Consider the following 14,843-nt stretch of genomic DNA (forward strand, 5'->3'; position numbering starts at 1 on the left):
TCGAAACAGGAAGTACAAAAGTCCCTGACCTGCCTGATGCATGTCGCAAATTAACATGATCGGCGTAACATGACTAAAGTACGTAATTGCGTTCTTGATGCACTTTCCATCAACGTCAACAACATCATTAGCTTGGTCGTGGGTACTTTCCCTCTGGACCCGACAGTGTCAAAAACGGCTGTCATCCTAACCATTTTAACAGCAACATAACAGGCTAAGACGTACCGGACACCTAATAAAACTACGCTTCGTTGACATATATCAAGTTCAATTGTAGCACGTTAACAGTTTGATGAAATCATCGTAGCTAAATGCTAGCTTTCATCACAAATTTGCAATATTCCAACTAGTTACGTAAGCCAACTAATAAATGTGATGAATCCAAAGAACAGGATCTATTTTAAATTAAATTATCCTAAATAAACAGCAGGATAACGATGTTCTGTTAACATAAACAGCAATAGTACAGATACGCAATAGTGTAGCGTCTTTTACGAAATCAAAAATGCTTTTTCAGTGATATCCGTTAAAATTTTGTAAATTTGCGAAGCGTAATATGCTTACAAACGCCAGCTAATTTCCTGTAAATTAGTCAAAAAGAGTAATGAAATGCGTGTAACAATCGTTCTTGTCGCTCCCGCCAGAGCGGAAAATATCGGCGCAGCCGCCCGGGCTATGAAGACCATGGGATTTACTGACCTGCGTATTGTCGACAGCCAGGCGCACCTGGAGCCCACCACCCGTTGGGTCGCACATGGATCTGGAGATATTATTGATAATATTGAGGTTTTCCGCACCCTTGCCGACGCGCTCCACGATGTGGATTTTACCATCGCGACGACAGCCCGCAGCCGGGCAAAATTTCATTACTACGCTTCGCCCGCTGAACTGGTTCCCTTATTACAGGAAAAATCACGCTGGATGCGTCATGCCGCGCTGGTTTTTGGCCGTGAGGATTCCGGTTTGACCAATGACGAGCTGGCGCTGGCGGATGTATTGACCGGCGTGCCGATGGCGGCGGATTACCCTTCGCTCAATCTGGGTCAGGCGGTCATGGTGTATTGCTATCAATTAGCAGGTTTAATGCAACAGACCACAGAATCCGTTGATATTGCTGATGAATCGCAGTTACAGGCGTTACGCGCGCGCCTTTTACGCCTGCTAACGACTCTGGAGGCGGCCGATGACCACAAATTAACCGACTGGCTACAACAGCGAATCGGCCTGCTGGGACAGCGAGATACGGTAATGTTGCACCGTTTGGTCCATGATATTGAAAAAAAACTAACAAAATAACGTGCTGTAATTTTTAAAATAATAAGAGATTACGTCTGGTTGCAAGAGATCATAACAGGGGGAATTGGTTGAAAATAAATATATCGCCAGCAGCACATGAACAAGTTTCGGAATGTGATCAATTTAAAAATTTATTGACTTAGGCGGGCAGATACTTTAACCAATATAGGAATACAAGACAGACAAATAAAAATGACAGAGTACACAACATCCATGAACCGCATCAGCACCACCACCATTACCACCATCACCATTACCACAGGTAACGGTGCGGGCTGACGCGTACAGGAAACACAGAAAAAAGCCCGCACCTGAACAGTGCGGGCTTTTTTTTCGACCAGAGATCACGAGGTAACAACCATGCGAGTGTTGAAGTTCGGCGGTACATCAGTGGCAAATGCAGAACGTTTTCTGCGTGTTGCCGATATTCTGGAAAGCAATGCCAGGCAAGGGCAGGTAGCGACCGTACTTTCCGCCCCCGCGAAAATTACCAACCATCTGGTGGCGATGATTGAAAAAACTATCGGCGGTCAGGATGCTTTGCCGAATATCAGCGATGCCGAACGTATTTTTTCTGACCTGCTCGCAGGACTTGCCAGCGCGCAGCCGGGATTCCCGCTTGCACGGTTGAAAATGGTTGTCGAACAAGAATTCGCTCAGATCAAACATGTTCTGCATGGTATCAGCCTGCTGGGTCAGTGCCCGGATAGCATCAACGCCGCGCTGATTTGCCGTGGCGAAAAAATGTCGATCGCGATTATGGCGGGACTCCTGGAGGCGCGTGGGCATCGCGTCACGGTGATCGATCCGGTAGAAAAACTGCTGGCGGTGGGTCATTATCTTGAATCTACCGTCGATATCGCGGAGTCGACTCGCCGTATCGCCGCCAGCCAGATCCCGGCCGATCACATGATCCTGATGGCGGGCTTTACCGCCGGTAATGAAAAGGGTGAACTGGTGGTGCTGGGCCGTAATGGTTCCGACTATTCCGCCGCCGTGCTGGCCGCCTGTTTACGCGCTGACTGCTGTGAAATCTGGACTGACGTCGATGGCGTGTATACCTGTGACCCGCGTCAGGTGCCGGACGCCAGGCTGCTGAAATCGATGTCCTACCAGGAAGCGATGGAACTCTCTTACTTCGGCGCCAAAGTCCTTCACCCTCGCACCATAACGCCTATCGCCCAGTTCCAGATCCCCTGTCTGATTAAAAATACCGGCAATCCGCAGGCACCAGGAACGCTGATCGGCGCGTCCAGCGACGATGATAATCTGCCGGTTAAAGGGATCTCTAACCTTAACAACATGGCGATGTTTAGCGTCTCCGGCCCTGGAATGAAAGGGATGATTGGGATGGCGGCGCGTGTTTTCGCCGCCATGTCTCGCGCCGGGATCTCGGTGGTGCTCATTACCCAGTCCTCCTCTGAGTACAGCATCAGCTTCTGTGTGCCGCAGAGTGACTGCGCGCGTGCCCGCCGTGCGATGCAGGATGAGTTCTATCTGGAGCTGAAAGAGGGGCTGCTGGAGCCGCTGGCGGTTACTGAGCGGTTGGCGATTATCTCTGTTGTCGGCGACGGTATGCGCACGTTACGCGGCATTTCAGCGAAATTCTTCGCCGCGCTGGCGCGGGCCAATATCAATATCGTGGCGATCGCTCAGGGATCTTCTGAGCGTTCCATTTCTGTGGTGGTGAATAACGACGATGCCACCACCGGCGTGCGGGTAACGCACCAGATGCTGTTCAATACCGATCAGGTGATTGAAGTGTTTGTCATTGGCGTCGGCGGCGTCGGCGGCGCGCTACTGGAACAGCTTAAACGTCAACAAACCTGGCTGAAGAACAAGCACATCGATCTACGCGTGTGCGGCGTGGCGAACTCAAAGGCGTTGCTAACCAATGTGCATGGCCTGAATCTGGACAACTGGCAGGCGGAACTGGCGCAAGCGAACGCGCCGTTCAATCTGGGACGCTTAATTCGCCTGGTGAAAGAATATCATCTACTCAATCCGGTGATTGTTGATTGTACCTCCAGTCAGGCGGTGGCCGACCAGTATGCCGACTTCCTGCGTGAAGGATTCCATGTGGTGACGCCAAACAAGAAAGCGAACACCTCGTCGATGGACTACTACCATCAGCTACGTTTCGCCGCCGCGCAATCACGGCGCAAATTCTTGTATGACACCAACGTCGGCGCCGGTTTGCCGGTAATCGAAAACCTGCAAAACCTGCTGAATGCGGGTGATGAACTGCAAAAGTTTTCCGGCATTCTTTCCGGGTCGCTCTCTTTTATTTTCGGTAAACTGGAAGAGGGGATGAGTCTCTCACAGGCGACCGCCCTGGCGCGCGAGATGGGCTATACCGAACCCGATCCGCGCGACGATCTTTCCGGTATGGATGTGGCGCGGAAACTGTTGATCCTCGCCCGCGAGACGGGCCGCGAGCTGGAGCTTTCCGATATCGTGATTGAACCGGTGTTGCCGGACGGGTTTGACGCCTCCGGCGATGTGACCGCCTTTATGGCGCATCTGCCGCAGCTTGACGACGCGTTTGCCGCCCGTGTGGCTAAAGCTCGTGATGAAGGTAAGGTATTGCGCTATGTGGGCAATATCGAAGAGGATGGCGTGTGCCGCGTGAAGATTGCCGAAGTTGATGGTAACGATCCGCTCTTCAAAGTGAAAAACGGTGAAAACGCGCTGGCGTTCTACAGCCACTATTATCAGCCCTTGCCGTTGGTGCTGCGCGGCTACGGCGCAGGCAATGATGTGACGGCGGCGGGCGTGTTTGCCGATCTGTTACGGACCCTCTCATGGAAGTTAGGAGTTTAACATGGTGAAAGTGTATGCCCCGGCTTCCAGCGCGAACATGAGCGTCGGTTTCGACGTGTTGGGCGCAGCCGTCACACCCGTTGACGGCACGTTGCTGGGCGATGTGGTATCCGTTGAAGCAGCGGACCATTTCCGTCTGCATAACCTGGGGCGATTTGCCGATAAACTGCCGCCGGAGCCGCGTGAAAATATTGTTTATCAGTGCTGGGAACGTTTTTGCCAGGCATTGGGGAAAACCATCCCGGTGGCGATGACGCTGGAAAAAAATATGCCGATTGGTTCCGGGTTAGGGTCCAGCGCCTGTTCCGTCGTCGCTGCGCTGGTCGCGATGAATGAGCACTGCGGCAAACCGTTAAACGACACGCGTCTGTTGGCGCTGATGGGCGAGCTGGAAGGCCGTATCTCCGGCAGCATCCATTACGATAACGTCGCGCCGTGCTTTCTTGGCGGTATGCAGTTGATGATTGAAGAAAACGGCATTATTAGTCAGCAGGTGCCGGGCTTTGATGAGTGGCTATGGGTACTGGCTTATCCGGGCATTAAAGTTTCCACCGCAGAAGCACGGGCCATTTTGCCTGCGCAGTATCGCCGTCAGGATTGCATTGCGCATGGACGGCATCTGGCCGGTTTTATTCACGCCTGTTACTCGCGGCAGCCGCAGCTTGCCGCCGCGCTGATGAAAGATGTTATTGCCGAACCATACCGCGCGCGTTTACTGCCGGGCTTTAGCCAGGCGCGGCAGGCGGTGTCGGAGATCGGCGCGCTGGCGAGCGGGATTTCAGGATCGGGGCCGACGCTGTTTGCGCTATGCGATAAACCGGAGACGGCGCAGCGCGTCGCGGACTGGCTGAGCAAACATTATCTGCAAAATCAGGAAGGCTTCGTTCATATTTGCCGGCTGGATACGGCGGGCGCACGAGTAGTGGGATAATCAATGAAACTCTATAATCTGAAAGACCATAATGAGCAGGTCAGCTTTGCGCAGGCCGTCACGCAAGGACTGGGCAAACAGCAGGGACTTTTTTTTCCGCACGAACTGCCGGAGTTTAGCCTGACGGAAATTGATGAGATGCTCAACCAGGACTTTGTCAGCCGTAGCGCAAAGATCCTCTCGGCATTTATTGGCGATGAAATACCGCAGCAAATTCTGGAAGAGCGCGTCCGCGCGGCGTTTGCGTTCCCGGCGCCGGTAGCGCAGGTAGAAAGCGATGTCGGCTGCCTGGAGCTGTTCCATGGTCCGACGCTGGCCTTTAAAGACTTCGGCGGGCGTTTTATGGCGCAAATGCTGACGCATATCAGCGGCGACAAACCGGTGACGATTCTGACCGCAACGTCAGGCGATACCGGCGCGGCGGTGGCTCACGCGTTCTATGGCCTGGAAAATGTGCGGGTCGTCATTCTCTACCCGCGCGGTAAAATCAGTCCGTTGCAGGAAAAACTGTTCTGTACGCTGGGCGGCAACATTGAAACCGTGGCGATCGACGGCGATTTCGACGCTTGCCAGGCGCTGGTGAAACAGGCATTTGATGACGAAGAACTGAAAACGGCGCTGGGGCTGAATTCGGCTAATTCGATTAATATCAGCCGCCTGTTGGCGCAAATTTGCTACTACTTTGAAGCCGTGGCGCAACTGCCGCAGGGGGCGCGTAACCAACTGGTGATCTCCGTACCCAGCGGCAACTTTGGCGATTTGACGGCAGGACTGCTGGCGAAGTCGTTAGGCCTACCGGTGAAACGCTTTATCGCCGCCACCAACGTCAACGACACGGTGCCGCGTTTTCTGCATGACGGAAAGTGGGCGCCGAAAGCGACGCAGGCGACCCTGTCGAATGCGATGGATGTCAGCCAGCCGAATAACTGGCCGCGCGTGGAGGAGCTATTCCGCCGTAAAATCTGGCGTCTGACTGAGCTGGGCTATGCGGCGGTGGATGACACTACGACACAACAGACGATGCGCGAGCTGAAAGCGAAAGGTTATATCTCGGAACCTCATGCGGCGGTAGCGTATCGGGCATTACGCGACCAGTTAAACCCTGGCGAGTATGGCTTGTTTCTCGGAACGGCGCATCCGGCGAAGTTTAAAGAAAGCGTGGAGTCCATTCTGGGAGAAACGCTGGCCTTGCCTGAAGCGCTCGCCGAACGCGCCGATCTGCCGCTGCTTTCACATCATCTGCCTGCGGATTTTGCCGCCCTGCGTAAGCTGATGATGACCCGCCAGTAACCATTGCGCCCGGTGGCGCTGTCGCTTACCGGGCCTATGGGGTGGTGTCGATTTGTAGGCCGGATAAGGCGTAACCGCCATCCGGCGATGTCGTTACTGCTCGTAGCGTTTAAAGACCAGCTCGTCTTGTGTGGAGGTTTCTTCATCAAAGAAATACCCTTCACGGTCAAACGCGGTAAGCTGTTCCGGCTTCGTTAAGCGGTTTTCAATAATAAAACGGCTCATCAGTCCGCGCGCTTTTTTGGCGTAGAAGCTTACCACCTTAAACTTGCCGTTTTTCTCATCAAGGAACACGGGCTTAATCAGTTCGGCATTCAGTTTCTTCGGCTTCACCGATTTAAAATATTCCTCAGAGGCCAGATTCACCACCACCCGATCGCCCTGCGCCTCAAGCGCTTCGTTGAGCTTATCGGTAATGATATCGCCCCAGAATTGATAAAGATCTTTGCCGCGCGGATTCTCCAGGCGAATCCCCATCTCCAGACGATAAGGCTGCATTAAATCCAGCGGGCGCAATACGCCATACAAGCCAGAGAGCATACGCAGATGTTGTTGAGCAAAATCAAAATCCGCGTCGTTGAACGTTTCCGCCTGTAGGCCGGTATAAACATCGCCTTTGAACGCCAGAATCGCCTGGCGTGCATTATCCGGCGTAAAATGAGGCTGCCAGTCATGAAAACGCGTGGCGTTGAGATCCGCCAGTTTGTCGCTAATTCCCATCAGCCTGGAAATTTGCGGCGCCGAAAGCTGGCGGGCCTGTTGAATAAGCTGCTGGCTGTGATCCAACAGCTCCGGCTGGGTATAGCGGGTCGTGGCCAGCGGGCTTTGATAATCAAGCGTTTTTGCAGGTGAAATCAGAATCAGCATATCCAGTCCTTGCAGGGAATTTTCTGCGACTTTAGCAAAAAAACGCCGCAGAGTTGACCGATGGTTGCGATTGTCGGCTTAATCGCGCGATGCCGCATCCCAGGTATCTGGCGCCAGTTGTGGTTCGATATCCGGGAAGCGCCGCGGATCGAACTGCGGTCTTACGCCCAGTTTCCGTTGTCGCAGATAATCGCCGGCGAGGGTATACACCACCGGTGAGAGCAACAAAATCGCCGTCAGATTGGTAATGGCCATACAGGCCATGATCATGTCAGCGAGCTGCCATATCAGCGGAAAACTGATAAGCGTACCGGCGATAACCATGCCAAGTGTCGCAAGGCGTAATAGCCAGATAGCCTTTGCGTTATGTAACCGCAGAAAAAACAGATTGTTTTCGGCGTAAATATAGTTGGCGACGATAGAACTGAACGCGAACAGAATGACGATAAGCGCGACAAAACTGGCGCCCCATTCACCGGTCAACGAAACCATTGCATGTTGGAGAAGCTGAATGCCTTCTGTTGACGAGTGGGACGCGTGATTCCCCGCCAGCAGGATAATCATCGCGCTGGCGGTACAGATGATAATGGTGTCGCTGAATACGCCAATCATTTGCACAATCCCCTGCGCGACAGGGTGAGGGGGATACGACGTTGCCGCCGCGGCCGCATTAGGCGTTGACCCCATACCCGCTTCATTAGAGAACATCCCACGCTGAAAACCGCTGGTAATAGCCTGAGTGAGCGTATATCCGGCTGCGCCTGCCGCGGCTTCCTGCCAGCCAAATGCGCTTTTGACTATCGAGGCGATAACGCCAGGCATTTGCTCAATATGCCAGAGGCAAATGAACACGCTGCCGGCGACCCACAATAACGCGATGAGGGGAATCAGCCATTGCATCAGGCGGGCGACGCCTTTTATGCCGCGAATGATAATTAACAGGGCACAGAACGCCAGAGCAATGCCGGAGATAAGTGGCGGAATGTTGAAGGCGAAATGGAGCGCGCGTGAGACGGCATTCGCCTGCACGCTATTAAAAATCAACCCGTAGGCGACGAGCAGAAAGAGGGCGAAAACCACGCCCATCCAGCGCATTCCCAGCCCGCGCGCCATATACCACGCCGGGCCGCCGCGGAACTGGCCTGTCGGGTCACGTTCTTTATAAAGCTGGGCAAGCGAACACTCGGCGAAGGAGGTCGCCATGCCAATGATGGCCGAGACCCACATCCAGAATACCGCGCCGGGACCGCCTGCGGCGATAGCCAGCGCCACGCCGGCCAGATTACCGCTGCCAATCCGCGCCGCGAGGCTGGTACACAGCGCCTGAAATGACGTCAGGCCGCCTGGCTGCGGGCTAAGGCTGCCTTTCAGACTGCGGCCAAATTGGCGAATATAACGAAACTGAATGAATCCGGTACGCCAGGTAAACCAACATCCTGCGCCGAGCAGCAGGTAAATCATTACCGAGCCCCAGAGTATTTCGTTAATAAAACTGAAAAACTCAGGCATTAACGTCCCTCTTGTTGATGCCGGCACGCTTTGATAATCCTGTATAAGCGTGACCCATGATGTAGATGACCTTGTCAGACTAATATTAACGGCAGTTTACCATAAATACGGCGGTATCCTTTAATTGCGCATCAACCGTCGGCAGATACGCAAACAGTGCACAAGGGCAGCCAGGTGCATGTAGGCGGTTGCGCTGTGAGTGCGTCGTGTTATCATCAGGGTAGACCGGTTACATCCCCTAACAAGCTGTTTAAAGAGAAACTCTATCATGACGGACAAATTGACCTCCCTTCGTCAGTTCACCACCGTAGTGGCTGATACCGGAGATATCGCGGCAATGAAGCTGTACCAGCCGCAGGATGCTACAACTAACCCTTCTCTCATTCTTAACGCAGCGCAAATCCCGGAATATCGTAAGCTGATTGACGATGCTGTCGCCTGGGCGAAGCAGCAGAGCAGCGACCGCGCGCAGCAGGTTGTTGACGCGACCGATAAGCTGGCGGTGAATATTGGCCTGGAAATCCTGAAGCTGGTGCCGGGGCGTATTTCTACCGAAGTTGACGCGCGTCTGTCTTATGACACTGAAGCGTCTATCGCCAAAGCAAAACGTATCATTAAACTCTACAATGATGCGGGTATCAGCAACGATCGTATCCTGATCAAGCTGGCGTCCACCTGGCAGGGCATTCGCGCAGCCGAACAGCTGGAAAAAGAAGGCATCAACTGTAACCTGACGCTGCTGTTCTCCTTCGCGCAGGCGCGTGCGTGCGCCGAAGCGGGCGTCTACCTGATCTCGCCGTTCGTAGGTCGTATTCTTGACTGGTATAAAGCCAATACCGACAAGAAAGACTATGCGCCAGCTGAAGATCCGGGCGTGGTTTCCGTAACGGAAATCTACGAGTACTACAAACAGCATGGTTACGAAACCGTCGTTATGGGCGCAAGCTTCCGTAACGTAGGCGAAATTCTGGAACTGGCGGGCTGCGACCGTCTGACTATCGCGCCGGCATTGCTGAAAGAACTGGCGGAAAGCGAAGGGGCGATTGAGCGTAAGCTCTCTTTCTCCGGCGAAGTCAAAGCGCGCCCGGAACGCATTACCGAAGCCGAGTTCCTGTGGCAGCATCACCAGGACCCCATGGCGGTTGACAAACTGGCGGATGGTATCCGTAAGTTTGCGGTAGACCAGGAAAAACTGGAAAAAATGATCGGCGATCTGCTGTAATCATTAACGCGTGGCCCTGATATGGGTCACGCTACCTCTTCTGAAACCTGTCTGTCCTTCCCTTCGCAGTGTATCATTCTGTTTAACGAGACTGTTTAAACGGAATAATCATGGATACCTTACGTATTGGCTTAGTTTCTATCTCCGACCGCGCTTCAAGCGGCGTTTACCAGGATAAAGGCATTCCTGCGCTTGAGGAGTGGCTCGCTTCTGCGCTGACCACGCCTTTCGAGGTCCAACGGCGCTTAATTCCTGATGAACAGGAAATTATCGAGCAAACGTTGTGTGAACTGGTTGATGAGATGAGCTGTCATCTGGTGCTGACCACTGGCGGTACCGGTCCGGCGCGTCGCGACGTCACGCCGGACGCGACCCTTGCCATCGCCGACCGTGAAATGCCAGGTTTTGGCGAGCAGATGCGCCAGATCAGCCTGCGCTTTGTGCCGACCGCCATTCTTTCCCGCCAGGTGGGCGTTATCCGTAAACAGGCGTTAATTCTTAATTTGCCTGGACAGCCAAAATCGATCAAAGAAACGCTGGAAGGCGTAAAAGCGGACGATGGCAGCGTTAGCGTGCCGGGCATTTTTGCGAGCGTGCCGTATTGCATACAGCTGCTTGACGGGCCGTATGTCGAAACCGCGCCGGAAGTGGTTGCCGCTTTCCGTCCGAAGAGCGCCAGACGTGAGAATATGTCGTCCTGACCGGAGGATACTGATAGTAGGGTTATTCCTCCCGGTGCGGGAGGAATAAAAGAGATTTAGTGCGCCTCGCCGATTGGCAGAATAGTGCGGCCAAATTGCTCGTTTAGCACTTCACCCATCGCCAGATAAATAGCGCTGGCGCCGCAAACCAGACCAACCCAGCCTGCGATATGGATAATGGCTCCGTTACCGGTGATATTGCCGACCGCCAGCAGAGCGAACAGTACGGTCAGGCTCAGGAAAACAAATTGCAGCGCGCGGGCGGCTTTCAGCGTACCGAAGAACATAAACAGCGTGAACACGCCCCACAGACCTAAATAAGCGCCGAGTAGCTGAGCGTCAGGCGCATCCGTCAGGCCCATTTTCGGCATCAGCAGGATAGCGACCAGCGTCAGCCAGAACGAACCGTAAGAGGTAAAGGCCGTTAAACCAAAGGTATTGCCTTTTTTGTACTCCAGCAGACCGGCAAAAATTTGCGCGATACCGCCGTAGAAAATCCCCATCGCCAGAATAATACCGTCCAGGGCGAAAAAACCGGCATTGTGCAGGTTAAGCAGAATGGTGGTCATGCCGAAGCCCATCAGGCCCAGCGGTGCCGGATTAGCCAACTTAGTGTTGCCCATAATTCCTCAAAATCATCATAATTGAATGGTGAAATAGTTTCCCAGAATAACGAGTTCCGTATTCGGGGCGCGGCATAATAATCAGGGGGAAGAGGACTGTCTATGATCTAATAAGGGGGAAAAGAAAATATTTCCCCCAGTGAGGGCATTCACGCCTGAACGGCTGCCATCATTCGTCGCAGGCAGGCTATTTGCAACACCGCCGGAATAGTCACGCGATACGCGCTGCCGCTCATCGCTTTGACGCCGTTTAACGCCGCGCCGACCGGGCCGCCAAGACCTGCGCCGCGCAGTAATCCGTGACCCAGGATGCTCATTGCGGCATGGGTACGCAAAATGCGGGTAAGCTGGGTGGAGAGCAGGTGGGAGACCCCTTTTGCCAGACTGCGATCTTTCATGAGCAGCGGCAGCAGTTCTTCCAGTTCAGAAACTTTGGCGTCTACGGCTTGCAGAAATTCCTGCTTATGCGCCGCGTCCATCTTCTGCCAGGTATGACGTAAAAAATGCTCCAGCAGTTGCTGTTCTATTTCAAACGTCGACATGCTTTTATCTGCTTTGAGTTTTAGCCGTTTTGCGACATCCAGCAGAATCGCGCGGTACTGTTTTCCGTGTCCGCGCAATTTGTTGGCGATACTGTCGCCGCCGTAATGCTGAAACTCGCCGGCAATGAGCTGCCAGTTACGGCGGTGTTGCTCCGGGTGACCTTCCATCGCTTTGAACAGCTCGTTATGACTAAGGACGCTCGACAAGCGAGCCTTGCCCTTTTCGTTATGCGTCAGCAAACGGGCGAAATCGGCGAGTTGTTCTTCGCTACAATGCTGAAGAAAGTCTAAATCCTCGTCGTGTAAATAGGTGACGTTCATTTTCAGTCTGGCTTTTGGAATAGAAATAACAGCGATTAATCGTCGCCAATGACTTTAAGTCTCGCCATATCGGAAGAATTTACCGTATGGCCTGAGAAGGTAATCTTTGATACGCAGCGTTTGTTGTCGTTATCGCTATTAATATTGATCCAGCCTGTCGTCTGGCCCTCTTTGATTGAGGAAGGGACGTTCAGGCTTTGGCTGGCGCTACGCGCAGTTTTAAAATAGACGGATGCTCCGCTAAGTTCGATGTCGCCGTGATCCGCCGTGAGTTGAATGCGCTTCACGATGCGGCAGACGGGAATTTTCAGCGCGAGATCGTTCGTTTCATTTCTGGGCATGGCAATAACACCCAGTATTTTATGGTCGTTCGCGTGCGCGACGCTACTTAACGCCAGGCCGAAAAGCAGGCCGGCGGAAATCGTTAACACAGATCGCATGGAATTTCTCTTTGACGGGTTCAATAAGCAATTACCGTCTATCATACTCTGCTCATGACAACGATTCAGTTTTGTAATCTTTTCTTTTTATTACAATTTTTCTGTGAATGGTATTCGTTTTTTAATTTATTTCATGAATATTTATCTGTCTGGTTTTCCATCGCGCCCTCTCGTCACTAAAAAATTTTTTCATCTCCCCCTTGATGACGTGGGTTACGACCCCATCTTGTAGTCAACCGCAGTGGTGAGTCTGAAAAAAAACGATTCAGGGTAGTTGAAACCGCACGTTTCGCCCTTATTACAGATTCACAACCACATGATGACCGAATTTTTAGTGGAGACGTTTAGATGGGTAAAATTATTGGTATCGACCTGGGTACTACCAACTCTTGTGTAGCGATTATGGATGGAACGCAGGCACGCGTGCTGGAGAACGCCGAGGGCGATCGCACTACGCCTTCTATCATTGCTTATACCCAGGATGGTGAAACTCTGGTTGGTCAGCCGGCTAAACGTCAGGCAGTGACAAACCCGCAAAACACCCTGTTTGCGATTAAACGCCTGATTGGCCGCCGCTTCCAGGACGAAGAAGTTCAACGTGACGTTTCTATCATGCCGTACAAAATCATCGGCGCCGACAACGGCGACGCATGGCTTGATGTGAAAGGTCAGAAAATGGCGCCGCCGCAGATTTCTGCCGAAGTGCTGAAGAAAATGAAGAAAACGGCTGAAGATTATCTGGGCGAACCGGTAACTGAAGCGGTTATCACCGTACCGGCTTACTTTAACGATGCGCAGCGTCAGGCTACCAAAGACGCTGGTCGTATCGCGGGGCTGGAAGTTAAACGTATCATCAACGAACCGACTGCCGCAGCGCTGGCTTACGGTCTGGATAAAGAAGTCGGCAACCGTACTATCGCGGTTTACGACCTCGGTGGTGGTACTTTCGATATCTCTATTATCGAAATCGACGAAGTTGATGGCGAAAAAACCTTTGAAGTTCTGGCAACCAACGGTGATACCCACCTGGGTGGTGAAGACTTCGATACCCGCCTGATCAACTACCTCGTTGACGAGTTTAAGAAAGATCAGGGCATTGACCTGCGTAACGATCCGCTGGCAATGCAGCGCCTGAAAGAAGCCGCAGAAAAAGCCAAAATCGAGCTGTCTTCTGCGCAGCAGACCGACGTGAACCTGCCGTACATTACCGCAGATGCCACCGGTCCGAAACACATGAACATCAAAGTGACTCGTGCGAAACTGGAAAGCCTGGTTGAAGATCTGGTGAACCGTTCTATCGAGCCGCTGAAAGTCGCACTGCAGGACGCTGGCCTGTCCGTGTCTGATATCAACGACGTGATCCTCGTCGGCGGTCAGACCCGTATGCCAATGGTGCAGAAAAAAGTGGCTGAGTTCTTTGGTAAAGAGCCGCGTAAAGACGTTAACCCGGACGAAGCTGTGGCTATCGGCGCAGCGGTACAGGGCGGCGTATTGACCGGTGATGTGAAAGACGTACTGCTGCTGGACGTTACCCCGCTGTCTCTGGGTATCGAAACGATGGGTGGCGTGATGACTCCGCTTATCACCAAAAACACCACCATCCCGACCAAGCACAGCCAGGTGTTCTCTACTGCGGAAGACAACCAGTCTGCGGTAACCATCCATGTGCTGCAGGGTGAGCGTAAACGTGCGTCTGATAACAAATCTCTGGGTCAGTTCAACCTGGATGGCATCAACCCGGCGCCGCGCGGTATGCCGCAGATCGAAGTCACCTTCGATATCGATGCTGATGGTATCCTGCACGTTTCCGCGAAAGACAAAAATAGCGGTAAAGAGCAGAAGATCACTATCAAGGCGTCTTCTGGTCTGAACGAGGAAGAAATTCAGAAAATGGTTCGCGATGCAGAAGCGAACGCTGAATCCGACCGTAAGTTCGAAGAGCTGGTTCAGACTCGTAACCAGGGCGACCATCTGCTGCACAGTACTCGTAAGCAGGTTGAAGAAGCAGGCGATAAACTGCCGGCTGATGACAAAACCGCTATCGAGTCTGCCCTGAGCGCGCTGGAAACTGCCCTGAAAGGCGAAGATAAAGCCGCTATCGAAGCGAAAATGCAGGAACTGGCGCAGGTTTCCCAGAAACTGATGGAAATCGCTCAGCAGCAACATGCGCAGCAGCAGGCTGGCTCCGCTGACGCTTCTGCAAACAACGCGAAAGATGACGACGTTGTCGACGCTGAGTTTGAAGAAGTAAAAGATAAAAAATAATCGCCCTTTGAAC

The 14,843-nt window shown here is 52.9% G+C and carries 14 protein-coding genes and 1 other annotated feature; of the genes, 9 read left to right on the forward strand and 5 right to left on the reverse strand.

Annotated features, from left to right (window positions below; genetic code table 11):
- The first annotated feature begins 69 nt into the window (after window positions 1-69).
- From yjjY to thrC, 6 genes are all read left to right on the forward strand, one after another.
- Complete coding sequence (gene yjjY, locus ABVM99_RS09775) at window positions 70-210, forward strand: protein YjjY (protein ID WP_001541509.1); 141 nt, start codon at window positions 70-72, stop codon at window positions 208-210.
- Window positions 211-609: 399 nt separating this feature from the next.
- Window positions 610-1,296: a tRNA/rRNA methyltransferase gene (locus ABVM99_RS09780; protein ID WP_023195068.1), complete on the forward strand. Its 687-nt coding sequence runs from the start codon at window positions 610-612 to the stop codon at window positions 1,294-1,296.
- A gap of 213 nt (window positions 1,297-1,509) precedes the next feature.
- On the forward strand, window positions 1,510-1,575 hold the full coding sequence (gene thrL, locus ABVM99_RS09785) for a thr operon leader peptide (RefSeq protein WP_001575544.1): 66 nt from the start codon (window positions 1,510-1,512) through the stop codon (window positions 1,573-1,575).
- Window positions 1,511-1,631: a sequence feature (Thr leader region), on the forward strand. (Overlaps the previous gene by 65 nt.)
- 25 nt (window positions 1,632-1,656) lie before the next feature.
- The gene (thrA, locus tag ABVM99_RS09790; RefSeq protein WP_001264679.1) at window positions 1,657-4,119 is read left to right on the forward strand and encodes a bifunctional aspartate kinase/homoserine dehydrogenase I; all 2,463 of its coding nucleotides are present in this window, start codon (window positions 1,657-1,659) and stop codon (window positions 4,117-4,119) included.
- A gap of 1 nt (window position 4,120) precedes the next feature.
- Window positions 4,121-5,050 (forward strand): homoserine kinase, encoded by a 930-nt coding sequence (thrB, locus tag ABVM99_RS09795; protein WP_000241685.1) that lies wholly within the window; start codon window positions 4,121-4,123, stop codon window positions 5,048-5,050.
- Window positions 5,051-5,053: 3 nt separating this feature from the next.
- Window positions 5,054-6,340, forward strand: coding sequence for a threonine synthase (gene thrC, locus ABVM99_RS09800; RefSeq protein ID WP_000781110.1), 1,287 nt, complete (start codon window positions 5,054-5,056; stop codon window positions 6,338-6,340).
- A gap of 93 nt (window positions 6,341-6,433) precedes the next feature.
- Here the strand turns inward: thrC and yaaA are convergent, their stop codons facing one another.
- The gene (gene yaaA, locus ABVM99_RS09805) at window positions 6,434-7,207 is read right to left on the reverse strand and encodes a peroxide stress protein YaaA (RefSeq protein ID WP_000906175.1); all 774 of its coding nucleotides are present in this window, start codon (window positions 7,205-7,207) and stop codon (window positions 6,434-6,436) included.
- A gap of 78 nt (window positions 7,208-7,285) precedes the next feature.
- A complete protein-coding gene (locus ABVM99_RS09810; RefSeq protein ID WP_023195069.1) occupies window positions 7,286-8,716 on the reverse strand; it encodes a sodium:alanine symporter family protein in 1,431 nt (476 codons plus the stop codon).
- A gap of 268 nt (window positions 8,717-8,984) precedes the next feature.
- Here ABVM99_RS09810 and tal point away from each other — a divergent pair, with 268 nt between their 5' ends.
- Window positions 8,985-9,938, forward strand: coding sequence for a transaldolase (gene tal, locus ABVM99_RS09815; protein WP_000130175.1), 954 nt, complete (start codon window positions 8,985-8,987; stop codon window positions 9,936-9,938).
- Window positions 9,939-10,048: 110 nt separating this feature from the next.
- On the forward strand, window positions 10,049-10,639 hold the full coding sequence (gene mog / locus ABVM99_RS09820; protein ID WP_000380373.1) for a molybdopterin adenylyltransferase: 591 nt from the start codon (window positions 10,049-10,051) through the stop codon (window positions 10,637-10,639).
- A 56-nt stretch (window positions 10,640-10,695) separates the two neighbouring features.
- On the opposite strand, the gene satP is transcribed toward mog, so the two are convergent.
- The 3 genes from satP to ABVM99_RS09835 all read right to left on the reverse strand — a co-directional run bounded on the left by satP (window position 10,696) and on the right by ABVM99_RS09835 (window position 12,565).
- Window positions 10,696-11,262: an acetate uptake transporter gene (gene satP / locus ABVM99_RS09825; RefSeq protein ID WP_023195070.1), complete on the reverse strand. Its 567-nt coding sequence runs from the start codon at window positions 11,260-11,262 to the stop codon at window positions 10,696-10,698.
- A 149-nt stretch (window positions 11,263-11,411) separates the two neighbouring features.
- Window positions 11,412-12,125 carry an acidic protein MsyB gene (msyB, locus tag ABVM99_RS09830; protein ID WP_001103477.1) on the reverse strand — a complete coding sequence of 238 codons (714 nt, stop codon included), beginning with the start codon at window positions 12,123-12,125 and terminating at the stop codon, window positions 11,412-11,414.
- Between the two features lie 35 nt (window positions 12,126-12,160).
- Window positions 12,161-12,565, reverse strand: a complete 405-nt coding sequence (locus tag ABVM99_RS09835) for a DUF2541 family protein (RefSeq protein ID WP_001258084.1) — start codon at window positions 12,563-12,565, stop codon at window positions 12,161-12,163.
- Window positions 12,566-12,913: 348 nt separating this feature from the next.
- Here ABVM99_RS09835 and dnaK point away from each other — a divergent pair, with 348 nt between their 5' ends.
- The gene (gene dnaK / locus ABVM99_RS09840) at window positions 12,914-14,830 is read left to right on the forward strand and encodes a molecular chaperone DnaK (protein WP_000516126.1); all 1,917 of its coding nucleotides are present in this window, start codon (window positions 12,914-12,916) and stop codon (window positions 14,828-14,830) included.
- The last annotated feature ends 13 nt before the right edge of the window (window positions 14,831-14,843 follow it).

It is taken from the genome of Salmonella sp. SJTUF15591, assembly GCF_043356435.1.
GTDB classification, from domain to species: Bacteria; Pseudomonadota; Gammaproteobacteria; order Enterobacterales; family Enterobacteriaceae; genus Salmonella; species Salmonella enterica.

What these genes read in the sequence shown, in the direction of transcription:
- yjjY (WP_001541509.1), top strand. Translation starts at nt 70, where the DNA reads ATGACTAAAGTACGTAATTGCGTTCTTGATGCACTTTCCATCAACGTC.
- ABVM99_RS09780 (WP_023195068.1), top strand. Translation starts at nt 610, where the DNA reads ATGCGTGTAACAATCGTTCTTGTCGCTCCCGCCAGAGCGGAAAATATC.
- thrA (WP_001264679.1), top strand. Translation starts at nt 1,657, where the DNA reads ATGCGAGTGTTGAAGTTCGGCGGTACATCAGTGGCAAATGCAGAACGT.
- thrB (WP_000241685.1), top strand. Translation starts at nt 4,121, where the DNA reads ATGGTGAAAGTGTATGCCCCGGCTTCCAGCGCGAACATGAGCGTCGGT.
- thrC (WP_000781110.1), top strand. Translation starts at nt 5,054, where the DNA reads ATGAAACTCTATAATCTGAAAGACCATAATGAGCAGGTCAGCTTTGCG.
- yaaA (WP_000906175.1), bottom strand. Translation starts at nt 7,207, where the DNA reads ATGCTGATTCTGATTTCACCTGCAAAAACGCTTGATTATCAAAGCCCG.
- ABVM99_RS09810 (WP_023195069.1), bottom strand. Translation starts at nt 8,716, where the DNA reads ATGCCTGAGTTTTTCAGTTTTATTAACGAAATACTCTGGGGCTCGGTA.
- tal (WP_000130175.1), top strand. Translation starts at nt 8,985, where the DNA reads ATGACGGACAAATTGACCTCCCTTCGTCAGTTCACCACCGTAGTGGCT.
- mog (WP_000380373.1), top strand. Translation starts at nt 10,049, where the DNA reads ATGGATACCTTACGTATTGGCTTAGTTTCTATCTCCGACCGCGCTTCA.
- satP (WP_023195070.1), bottom strand. Translation starts at nt 11,262, where the DNA reads ATGGGCAACACTAAGTTGGCTAATCCGGCACCGCTGGGCCTGATGGGC.
- msyB (WP_001103477.1), bottom strand. Translation starts at nt 12,125, where the DNA reads ATGAACGTCACCTATTTACACGACGAGGATTTAGACTTTCTTCAGCAT.
- ABVM99_RS09835 (WP_001258084.1), bottom strand. Translation starts at nt 12,565, where the DNA reads ATGCGATCTGTGTTAACGATTTCCGCCGGCCTGCTTTTCGGCCTGGCG.
- dnaK (WP_000516126.1), top strand. Translation starts at nt 12,914, where the DNA reads ATGGGTAAAATTATTGGTATCGACCTGGGTACTACCAACTCTTGTGTA.